The organism is Erythrobacter sp. 3-20A1M, from assembly GCF_018636735.1.
In the GTDB taxonomy this organism is placed as follows: Bacteria; Pseudomonadota; Alphaproteobacteria; order Sphingomonadales; family Sphingomonadaceae; genus Alteriqipengyuania.
The window spans coordinates 3,107,002-3,116,220 of sequence record NZ_CP045200.1; the positions used below are offsets into that span (position 1 = coordinate 3,107,002).

The 9,219-nt window shown below is 63.0% G+C and carries 12 protein-coding genes; 10 read left to right on the top strand and 2 right to left on the bottom strand.

Annotation, left to right across the window (positions count from 1 at the left end; all coding sequences use genetic code 11):
* Nucleotides 1-112 precede the first annotated feature (112 nt).
* Both glyS and F7D01_RS15040 read right to left on the bottom strand, forming a co-directional pair.
* Complete coding sequence (glyS, locus tag F7D01_RS15035) at nt 113-2,674, bottom strand: glycine--tRNA ligase subunit beta (protein ID WP_215228241.1); 2,562 nt, start codon at nt 2,672-2,674, stop codon at nt 113-115.
* The gene (locus tag F7D01_RS15040; RefSeq protein ID WP_215229850.1) at nt 2,641-3,540 is read right to left on the bottom strand and encodes a glycine--tRNA ligase subunit alpha; all 900 of its coding nucleotides are present in this window, start codon (nt 3,538-3,540) and stop codon (nt 2,641-2,643) included. The genes glyS and F7D01_RS15040 overlap by 34 nt, the downstream gene beginning before the upstream one ends.
* A 192-nt stretch (nt 3,541-3,732) precedes the next feature.
* Between F7D01_RS15040 and F7D01_RS15045 the strand changes: the two genes are divergently transcribed.
* From F7D01_RS15045 to F7D01_RS15090, 10 genes are all read left to right on the top strand, one after another.
* On the top strand, nt 3,733-4,065 hold the full coding sequence (locus F7D01_RS15045; protein WP_215228242.1) for a UrcA family protein: 333 nt from the start codon (nt 3,733-3,735) through the stop codon (nt 4,063-4,065).
* 91 nt (nt 4,066-4,156) lie between these two features.
* Nucleotides 4,157-4,561 (top strand): hypothetical protein, encoded by a 405-nt coding sequence (locus F7D01_RS15050; protein WP_215228243.1) that lies wholly within the window; start codon nt 4,157-4,159, stop codon nt 4,559-4,561.
* 16 nt (nt 4,562-4,577) lie between these two features.
* A complete protein-coding gene (locus F7D01_RS15055) occupies nt 4,578-5,039 on the top strand; it encodes a hypothetical protein (protein ID WP_215228244.1) in 462 nt (153 codons plus the stop codon).
* A gap of 62 nt (nt 5,040-5,101) precedes the next feature.
* On the top strand, nt 5,102-5,446 hold the full coding sequence (locus tag F7D01_RS15060; RefSeq protein ID WP_215228245.1) for a hypothetical protein: 345 nt from the start codon (nt 5,102-5,104) through the stop codon (nt 5,444-5,446).
* A complete protein-coding gene (locus tag F7D01_RS15065) occupies nt 5,443-5,637 on the top strand; it encodes a helix-turn-helix transcriptional regulator (RefSeq protein ID WP_215228246.1) in 195 nt (64 codons plus the stop codon). Before F7D01_RS15060 ends, F7D01_RS15065 begins: the two co-directional genes overlap by 4 nt.
* Entirely contained in the window at nt 5,624-5,926 is a 303-nt protein-coding gene (locus F7D01_RS15070; protein WP_215228247.1) for a hypothetical protein, read from the top strand. Before F7D01_RS15065 ends, F7D01_RS15070 begins: the two co-directional genes overlap by 14 nt.
* Nucleotides 5,905-6,273 carry a hypothetical protein gene (locus F7D01_RS15075; protein WP_215228248.1) on the top strand — a complete coding sequence of 123 codons (369 nt, stop codon included), beginning with the start codon at nt 5,905-5,907 and terminating at the stop codon, nt 6,271-6,273. Before F7D01_RS15070 ends, F7D01_RS15075 begins: the two co-directional genes overlap by 22 nt.
* Before the next feature lie 54 nt (nt 6,274-6,327).
* Complete coding sequence (locus F7D01_RS15080) at nt 6,328-7,260, top strand: TraB/GumN family protein (RefSeq protein ID WP_215228249.1); 933 nt, start codon at nt 6,328-6,330, stop codon at nt 7,258-7,260.
* Nucleotides 7,261-7,384: 124 nt separating this feature from the next.
* Nucleotides 7,385-8,065, top strand: coding sequence for a 50S ribosomal protein L25/general stress protein Ctc (locus F7D01_RS15085; RefSeq protein WP_215228250.1), 681 nt, complete (start codon nt 7,385-7,387; stop codon nt 8,063-8,065).
* A 375-nt stretch (nt 8,066-8,440) separates the two neighbouring features.
* Complete coding sequence (locus tag F7D01_RS15090; RefSeq protein WP_215228251.1) at nt 8,441-9,145, top strand: DNA helicase; 705 nt, start codon at nt 8,441-8,443, stop codon at nt 9,143-9,145.
* The last annotated feature ends 74 nt before the right edge of the window (nt 9,146-9,219 follow it).

The following is a 9,219-nucleotide window of genomic DNA, read 5'->3' on the forward strand; positions in this document are numbered from 1 at the left end:
CCCTGCCGTGGAACACCGACCGGGCCGTTTTGCAAAACAGCGGCGGCGCGCCATCCGTTTGAAAGTGCGTGCTATTTGCGCCCCTGTACGCCCAAGAAAGTCAACTTTGGGTTTATCCCTCGATCCGCGAGAAATCGGCCACCCGGTCGACCGCGTCGCGGAAGCGCGCGAGCAGCCCGAGCCGCGCTGCGCGCTTGTCCTCCTCCTCGGCATTGACCGTCACCTCCTCGAAGAACGCATCGATCGGCGCGCGAAGCGTGGCGAGCGCCCCCATCGCGTCCTCGAACCGCTCCTCCTCCACCGCCGCGATCGCGCGCGGTTCGGCGGTATCGAGCGCCTCGATCAGCGCGCTTTCGGCCAGCTCGGGAGCGTAGGACAGAGAGATTTTCTTCTTCTCGGCCATCCGGGCATCGACCACCGCCGCCATGTCGGGATCGTCGACCAGCGCCAGCGGGTCCTCCTCGCCCGTGCGGGCGATACGGTCGGAGCCGTCGCGATCCGGGTCCCAGCCCTCCTTCTTCAGGATATTGGCTGCGCGCTTGTACGCGGCGAGCAGGTTCTGCCCGTCCGGCGCGGCGACGAAGTTCTGCAAGGCTTTCACACGATTGAGAAGCCGCACGAGGTCGTCTTCGTTCCCGAGCGCAAAGACGGCGTCGATCAGGTCGTGGCGGACACCGGCCTCGCGCTGCTGGACCTTGAGGCGGTCGGCGAGGAAGTCGAGGAGGTCTGGCATCGGATCAGGCTGGCGCAGCCGCTCTTGAAAACTCTTTTCATCGCTAGAAAGGCGATACGGAAACCTAGCTACAACCTTCTCGCCGTCTCTAACGATGTTATACCCACCGTCCGCATCCCAGCTGCCTTCTTCAGACGAGATCGAATAACCCGACGCCTTATCGACGATTTCCGGTAGGTCGCCCATTTCACCGACGCGTATAGAGTACCGAATTTGCAGGATTGCTCTTTCTAAAACGCCATACAGAGGAAGCCGAAGACTATTGTTCATCAGCAGGCGTAGAATAGAGAGTGCAGCGCGACGAAGCGCAAACGGATCTTTCGACCCTGTCGGTTTCTCCTGCACGAAGAAAAATGAGGCTAACGTATCCAGCTTGTCCGCCAGGCTCACCGCCACCGTTACCGGAGCATTGGGCACATCGTCACCCTGCCCGACCGGCTTGTAGTGGTCGCAGATCGCATCGGCGACCGGGTCGGGCAGCCCCTCGGCGCGGGCGTAGTAGCCGCCCATCAAGCCCTGCAATTCGGGGAATTCGCCGACCATCTCGGTGACGAGATCGGCTTTGGCGAGCCGTGCGGCCTGTTCGGCCCAATCCGCGAGTTGAGCAGTGTCGTACACCTCCCCACCCGCTCGTGCTGAGCTTGTCGAAGCACCGTCCTTTTCTTCCGGCGCTTCGCCAGAAGTGGAGTGCGGCCCTTCGACAGGCTCAGGGCGAGCGGAGGTGGAGGCGGCTCCCCGAGTTGCATTCGAACCAACGATCCCCTCTTCCACCAGCCACCGCGCCAGCTTGGCCACGCGGTCGACCTTGTCGGCGACGGTGCCGAGCTTTTCGTGGAAGGTGATCCGCTCCAGCCGCTTGGCATGTTCGGCGAGCGGGGTCTTGCGGTCCTGCTCCCAGAAGAAGCGCGCGTCGGATAGCCGCGCGGCGAGGACCTTGCGGTTGCCGTCGACGATCGCCGCCCCGCCGTCCGCCGCCTCGATATTGGCGGTGCACACGAATGCGTTGGCAAGATTGCCTGCGGCGTCTTCGCAGACGAAATATTTCTGGTTCACCCGCGCGGTGAGCTGGATCACCTCGGGCGGGACGTCGAGGAACTCGTCCTCGAACCTGCCGAGCAGCGGGACGGGCCACTCCGTCAGCCCGGCGTTCTCGACCACCAGCCCCTCGTCCTCGACCAGCGACAGGCCGGCCTCGGACGCGACCTGTGCAGCGCCCTTACGGATCAGCGCGGCGCGTTCTTCATGGTCGACGATGACATGGGCCGCGCGCAGCTTCATCGCGTAGTCGCCCGCATCGCCGATGGTGATGACGCCCGAATGGTGGAAGCGGTGCCCCAGCGTGACCGCACCGCTGGTAACGCCGTGCACCTCGCACTCCACCACCTCGTCCCCCAGCAATGCGACGATGCCGGACAGCGGGCGCACCCAGCGAAGGCTCTTGGTGCTGATCGAGGCCACGCCCCAGCGCATCGATTTGGGCCACGCGAAATCGCGCACGATCGCGGGGATCGCCTCGGCCAGCAGGTCGCGTGTGGCGCGGCCCGGCTTCTCGATCACCGCGAAATAGGTCGGGCGGCCCTTCACGTCGCGCACCTCGAGTTGCTCGCGGGTGACGCCGTTCTTGCGGCAGAAGCCCTCCACCGCCTGATTCGGCGCGCCTTCGGGAGGGCCCTTGGCTTCCTCGCGCACCGCCTCGGTCGCTTGCGGCAGGCTGCGCGCAATCAGCGCCAGGCGGCGCGGGGTGGACCATACGGTGATCTCGCCAGTCGAGACGCCCGCCGCGTCCATCTCGCGCCGGAACAGCTTTTCCAGCTCGGCGCGCGCCCCCGCCTGCATCCGCGCGGGGATTTCTTCGGAGCGAAGTTCGAGGAGGAAATCACTCGCGTTCTTGTCGGGTGAACGTTCGTTCACAGGGACCACTCCGGATATTTCTCGGCCCATTCCGGCGCCTTCAGCTCGGCGTATTTCTCGCAGCTACCGCGGGCGAGATCGCGCACGCGGCCCATGTAGCTGGCGCGTTCCTGCACGCTGATCACGCCGCGCGCCTGGAGAAGGTTGAAGATGTGGCTCGCCTCCACCGCCTGCTCGTAAGCGGCGATGGGCACGTCGTTGGCAAGCGCGTTTTCGCACTCCTTCTCCGCCTTGGCGAACAGGTCGAAGAGCGCGTCCGTTTCGGCGACTTCGAAGTTCCACTTCGACATCTGCTTCTCGTTCTCGAGGAAGACGTGGCCGTAGCTCGTCCCGCGCCCGTCGAAATCAAGGTCGTAAACGTTGTCTACGCCCTGGATATACATCGCGAGGCGTTCCAGCCCGTAGGTCAGCTCGCCCGCCACCGGCTTGCAGTCGAACCCGCCCATCTGCTGGAAATAGGTGAACTGGGTGACCTCCATGCCGTCGCACCAGACTTCCCAGCCCAGCCCCCATGCGCCCAGCGTGGGCGATTCCCAGTCGTCCTCCACGAAACGGATGTCGTGCTTCAACGGATCGATCCCGATCACGCGCAGGCTTTCCAGATAGAGCTCCTGAATGTCGGGCGGGCTGGGCTTCAGGATGACCTGGTACTGATAGTAATGCTGCAACCGGTTGGGGTTCTCACCATAGCGCCCGTCGGTCGGACGGCGGCACGGCTGCACGAAGGCGGCGTTCCACGCCTCCGGCCCCAGCGCGCGCAGGGTGGTCGCGGTGTGGAACGTCCCTGCCCCCATCCGCATGTCGTAGGGCTGAAGGATCAGGCAGCCATGCGTGCTCCAGAAATCGTGAAGCGCGAGGATCATGTCCTGAAAACTGGTTTGCGGCGAACGGTCCATATTGCGAGCGGCCATGGCGCAGGTGCGAAAACGCGTCAATGGCGCGGCCCGCGCGAGTGCCGAAAGACAGGTTCTCGCGACACTGTGTCAGGTTGTGTTGACATAGACAGCGAATCGCGACATATAGTCAGGCAGACCTGACATTCCGTGAGGTTGACGCGACACAACGCACAGTAGAAAAGGACTTCTGCCATGACCAAGTTCATCGTCCTCGCCGCCCTCGGTTCCATGATGGCACTGCCCGCGACCGTCTCTGCGCAGGAGGCACCGCAGGTTACCGTCCAGACCAACGATCTCGATCTCACCAGCGAAGCCGGCCAGCGCACGCTCGACCGCAGGATCAGCGCCGCTACGCGGGCCGTGTGCAAGGTTTCCGGCCGCGACCTCCATGCGATCCGCGCGCGCGCCGAATGCCGCGAAACCGCGCTCGCCAGCGCCAGCGCGGAAAAGGAACGGGCGATCGCCATGGCGAAATTCTCCGCCGAGCGCCTTGCGCAGAGCCGCGTCGAGAACACCGGCGCATGAAGCCTATGGTATCGGTGCGCGGTACCGTACCCTTCCGCGCACCGAACCGACAGCCAGTCCGATCGCCCGCCTTTTTCATCACGAGACCCGCATGACCCCGGACAAGAAAGCCCGCATCTATTTCGTTTCCGCAATAATGGGCGCGATCGCTACGCTGGGCCTGGCCGCGACCAGCATCTTCGGCTGGCCCGACTTCGTGCTCGGACTGTTCACCGGGATCATCCTCGTCAGCCTCGCGATGATCCTGCGGCGCAAGCTGCGCGACGAATACACGCAAGGGCTGTGGCAGGCCGGGACATCCGCCGCATTCTTCGCTGTGGTCATCCTTGCCATCTTCGGCCCGGTGCTGCTGGGCTTCGGCCACGGCCTGATCGACGGGTTCAACGACACCGCTAACGCCGCCCCGCCCGATTTCAACGGCAAGTACGTCGGCATCGGCGCGATCCTGGCTTTCTATGCCGCCTTCCACATCGCCTGGCTGCGCAGCGCGCGCTAAACCGAGGATAGACCCAGTGCCTTACGACCCCTACGCCCTGTCCGAAGACCAGAAATCGCGATCCTACAATATGGTGTGGGTCGGGCTGCCGATCAGTCTGGCACTTGTGGTGTGCAATTTCTTCTCGCTCGGCCCCGTCGGAGCGATCCTGGAGGGGGCCGGGCCTGTCATCATCGGCTGCCACCTCGTGACCTTCGCCACATACAACCGTTTCGACGAACACTTCCGTTCGCTCGCCTCCTTCGGTTTCGCCTGCGGCATCGTGGTCATCGCCCTGTGGTTTCTGGCGCAGGGCCTGCTGGGGATTTTCTACGGAGCCTACGGGCTCGGCCATTCGGCTGCGGGTTCGCCGGTCGATCCGGGCGATATCAGATTTCGCCTGCCGGACTGGTTCAATCGCGCGTTCCTGCTCGCGTCCTTGACCGCGACCGCGTTCTACGGCGGCTTCGCCTATGCCTGGCTGCGTGGGAGGGGCTGACCGATGAGCTATTCCGAAAATCCCGTCACTGAGAACGAGCGGGCTACATTGCCCTATCTCGGATGTTCGGGCTAGCCGATGCGCTGCTTGCGCTAACCTGTCGGCTGCTGGGTTTCGACGGCTCGTTCACCTGGCTTCTCACACTGATGGCGGGCAGCCTGCTCTTCACACAGTCCCTGAACTATCGCGCCAGGGACGAATATCTCGATGCCCTTATCCTCGCCGGTGCGCGGTGCGCCCTTGGGCTGCTGGGCACATGGGTCACGATCGTGGGGCTGATATCGCTGTTCACGCTGGAGAAGCCTTACGGGCCGCCTGTATTCCTGACCGACCAGATGACGACCATGTGCGCGGTCATGGTGGCCTATTTCGCCGGGTTCTGCCTGAAGCGATGGCGCTCTCAATGAAGAACCAGCTGAAGGTGCTGCGCGCGATGCGCGACTGGAGCCAGGCGGAGCTGGCGCAGCAGCTCGACGTCAGCCGCCAGGCGGTCAACGCGATCGAGACAGGCAAGCACGACCCATCCCTCCCCCTCGCCTTCCGTATAGCCCGGCTGTTCGAACTGCCGATCGAGGAGATTTTCGATGACGAAGCCTGAACTTGCAGACGAACGCCCCTATCACATGGGCCGCCATTTCGCCCGCGTGATGGGATGGAGCCTGTTGTTCAGCTTTGCGCTGATCGGCGGTGTCGCGGCCTATGCCGGTGGCCGGACCATGCTGCGGGGAGAAGTAGGGGAAGGCTTGCCATGGGTGTTGGCTGGCGTGATCTTACTGGCCCTGTTCGGTTGGCTTTCGTGGCGCTACCGCCCGATTTCACCATGGGGGAACCGCACACGCCGCGCGGCAACAGAATGCGCTGGGCCATGGCGGGCATCGTCGCGGTAAGCGTAGCGGTCGGCATGGCGACGGCGATGGTTGCCGGTCCGGATGAACCCTACATCCTGTTCAGCAACGCACCCCTGCCCAAGACTCTTATCTGGCCCCTTCTGTTTATCTGGGTCGTCCTGTTGCCGCCGCTATTCGTGTTCAGCCTGCGCAATCTCGACGATTTCGGTCGGCAGGCACATGATTTTGGGATGATGATGGGCATGCAGCTCATCGCGTTCGCCACCCCGACATGGTGGCTGGCCTGGCGTGGCGGGCTGCTGCCCCGGCCCGACGCGATGGTCCTGTTCCTCGCCGCGCTTGCCGTCGCCAACATTGCCATCCTCTGGAAACGTGCGCGGGGATAGGCCGCCGCTCCAACCATCCGCCAAACTGTTCAATTCACCACTGGAGAAAAGACCATGATTACCAGACTTACCTGCTTCGCTTCCGCCATTGCGCTGGCCCTCGTCGCGCCGGCCCATGCGCAGGAGGCACCTGCGCAGACACCCGCTCCGGCAGATGCTACCGCCGCCGAGCCGAAGACTCCCGCCACCCCCGCGCTGTGGAAGGTCGCCGACGAGGACACCACGATCTACCTGTTCGGCACGGTGCATGCGCTCCCTGATAATATCGACTGGTATAGCGGCGCGGTGAAGACCGCGCTCTCCAGTGCGGACGACCTCGTGACCGAGATCGACATGAGCCCGGAAGCCATGGCCGGGATGCAGGGCACCATAATGAAGATGGCGATGCTGCCGCAGGGCACCACGCTGCGCAGCTTGATGAGCGAGGAAGACCGGGCGGAATACGAAGCGGGCTTGGCCGAGCTGGGCGTGCCCGCCGCGGCGCTCGATCCGTTCGAACCCTGGTTCGCCGCTCTGCAGATCGCCAACATGGCCTATGCCAAGGTCGGCATCACGCCAGGCGCGGGGGTCGAACTCAACCTCGCGTCGAAGCTGAAGGAGGGCGCCGGGAAGGACGCGCTGGAGACGGTCGAATACCAGCTCAGCATCTTCGACGGCTTGCCGCAGGATGCGCAGGTCGAATACCTTCTGGAATCGATCGAGGATTTCGACGAGGTCGGCCCGATGCTGCAGCAGGTGGTCGACGAGTGGTCCGTGGGTGACGTCGCCGCCGTGGCGGAGCTCGTGAACGAACCGCTCGAGGAAGAACCGGTCCTCGCCGATCGCCTGCTGCATCGGCGCAACGCCAACTGGGCCAAGTGGATCGACCAGCGGCTGGATAAGCCCGGCGTGGTCTTCATGGCGGTCGGCGCGGGCCATCTCGGTGGCTCAAAGAGCGTGCAGGACGCGTTGAAGGCGGAAGGGATCGAGACGGTCCGCGTACAGTAACCGCCTGCCTTATACCTTGCATGTGGGGCGCGTCCGGACTATGGGCGCGCCCTTCGGCAGCCATGGTCATCCCTGGAGGCGTGGCACCGATGAACCAACCAACCGCATTTCGAAAGGTAATCCGATGAGCGACGCTCTGACTTTGCCGGCCGAGACGCGCGACCGGGCAGGCAAGGGAGCCTCCCGGGCACTGCGTCGCGAAGGCCGTGTCCCCGCCGTGATCTATGGCGGCAAGGAAGAACCCACCCCCATCCATGTCGAGGAACGGCTGCTCATGCGCCAGCTCGGCACGGGCCACTTCATGAACTCGGTCGTCACGATCGAGACCGGCAGCGGCAAGGGTGTGCGCACCATTCCCAAGGACGTCGCATTCCACCCGGTTACCGACCGGCCGCTGCATGTCGACTTCTATCGCCTGGTCAAGGGCGCGAAGATCGAGGTGAACGTGCCCGTCGTATTCCTCAACGAGGAAGCGAGCCCCGGCCTCAAGAAGGGCGGCGTGCTGAACGTCGTGCGTCACGAGCTGGAGCTGATCTGCGACGGCGAGGACATCCCCGCCGAGATCGAGATCGACGTCACCGGCAAGGATGTCGGCGATTCGATCCACATCAGCGAGGTCAAGCTGCCCGAGGGTGCCGAGAGCGCCATCACCGATCGCGACTTCACCATCGCCACGCTGGTCGCCCCGTCCGCGCTCAAGCGCGCCGAGGGCGAGGAAGGCGACGAGGTCACCGAGACCGAAGTCATCGAGCAGCACGCCGAGACGGTCGAGGGCGAAGACGACCACGTGGTCGAGGGCGAGTAAGCTCCCCGCTTCCGTTTTCTTCGGAAACGAACAGCAGCGCCGGCTTTCCCTCAGCGGAAGGCCGGCGTTTTGCTTTTGCGGACAGTAGAACTGTCGGCTTGGAGCGATTCGAACGAAAGCGGCCTGCCGCCTCACAACCCGAAACCTGGCATAAAAAAGGTTCATCAGCTTGAACCTAACCATGATGTGGACACGATAGCGATCGGCATTGCTGTCCGCACTTCTTGATCCTAGAATTGGTCGCGGCTGACCCGAGCCTCCGCCCTCCAGTTGGGAAAGCACCGTTCGTGCAGGGTTAAGACGATCAACGGACAACCGTTCGAGCAAGCGCATAAGGAGGGGTTGCGATTCCGGCTCGAAGACGGAGGTCCTGCTATGAAACTGTCTTCACCAATCTATCAGCTGAAACGCCGTGCTCGCGCCATTGCCCGACACGAAGGGATTCCTCTGCACCGGGCGCAAGATCGGATCGCGCGCCTCGAAGGTTTCGCGTCGTGGAGCCTGCTTGCTTCGAAAGCCTCGAAAAGCTTCTCCGATCGCTATCTCGATAAAATGGGATATGGCGATCTTGTCCTTCTCGGGGCGCGCCCGGGACACGGTAAAACTTTGACCGGCCTGATCATGCTACTGGAAGCAAGGCGGGCTGGAAGGCGCGCAATTCTGTTTACACTTGATCTGACCCAAAGCCAGGCGCGCAAATCGCTAGAGGAGATGAGCAACCCGGAGCTCGCTGCAATGGTAGAGGTTGAGACGTCAGATGACATCGATGCCGATTTTATCGCCGACAAACTGAATGACGCTCCACAGGGCACATTGGCAGTGGTCGACTATTTACAATTGCTGGACGAACGCAGAAGCAAGCCTGCACTTGTCGATCAAGTCCGGCAGCTGCACCGTTTGGCAAAAAGCAACGGCATAATTCTCGTGTTCCTCTCCCAGATCGATCGCGGGTTCGATCCGACACAAGGAGATGTTCCGAAAATTGCCGATGTCCGCCTTCCCAACCCGCTTCCTATGGAGTTATTCTCGAAGGGGATGTTTCTTCACGATGGGAAATCGCGAATAGAAAGTCTGATATAGCCGCCATGGAGATTGCGGGCTTTCAGCTTGTCGGCGTCGAAAGCCCGCTTTCCATCTGTGGACGCCCCGCAGGA

Bases quoted from the DNA above. Each gene is read 5' to 3' on its own strand.
- F7D01_RS15040 (WP_215229850.1), bottom strand. From the start codon at position 3,540: ATGGACCGTTCGCCGCAAACCAGTTTTCAGGACATGATCCTCGCGCTT.
- F7D01_RS15070 (WP_215228247.1), top strand. From the start codon at position 5,624: ATGACGAAGCCTGAACTTGCAGACGAACGCCCCTATCACATGGGCCGC.
- F7D01_RS15085 (WP_215228250.1), top strand. From the start codon at position 7,385: ATGAGCGACGCTCTGACTTTGCCGGCCGAGACGCGCGACCGGGCAGGC.
- F7D01_RS15060 (WP_215228245.1), top strand. From the start codon at position 5,102: ATGTTCGGGCTAGCCGATGCGCTGCTTGCGCTAACCTGTCGGCTGCTG.
- F7D01_RS15045 (WP_215228242.1), top strand. From the start codon at position 3,733: ATGACCAAGTTCATCGTCCTCGCCGCCCTCGGTTCCATGATGGCACTG.
- F7D01_RS15050 (WP_215228243.1), top strand. From the start codon at position 4,157: ATGACCCCGGACAAGAAAGCCCGCATCTATTTCGTTTCCGCAATAATG.
- F7D01_RS15075 (WP_215228248.1), top strand. From the start codon at position 5,905: ATGGCGGGCATCGTCGCGGTAAGCGTAGCGGTCGGCATGGCGACGGCG.
- F7D01_RS15080 (WP_215228249.1), top strand. From the start codon at position 6,328: ATGATTACCAGACTTACCTGCTTCGCTTCCGCCATTGCGCTGGCCCTC.
- glyS (WP_215228241.1), bottom strand. From the start codon at position 2,674: ATGGGCCGAGAAATATCCGGAGTGGTCCCTGTGAACGAACGTTCACCC.
- F7D01_RS15065 (WP_215228246.1), top strand. From the start codon at position 5,443: ATGAAGAACCAGCTGAAGGTGCTGCGCGCGATGCGCGACTGGAGCCAG.
- F7D01_RS15090 (WP_215228251.1), top strand. From the start codon at position 8,441: ATGAAACTGTCTTCACCAATCTATCAGCTGAAACGCCGTGCTCGCGCC.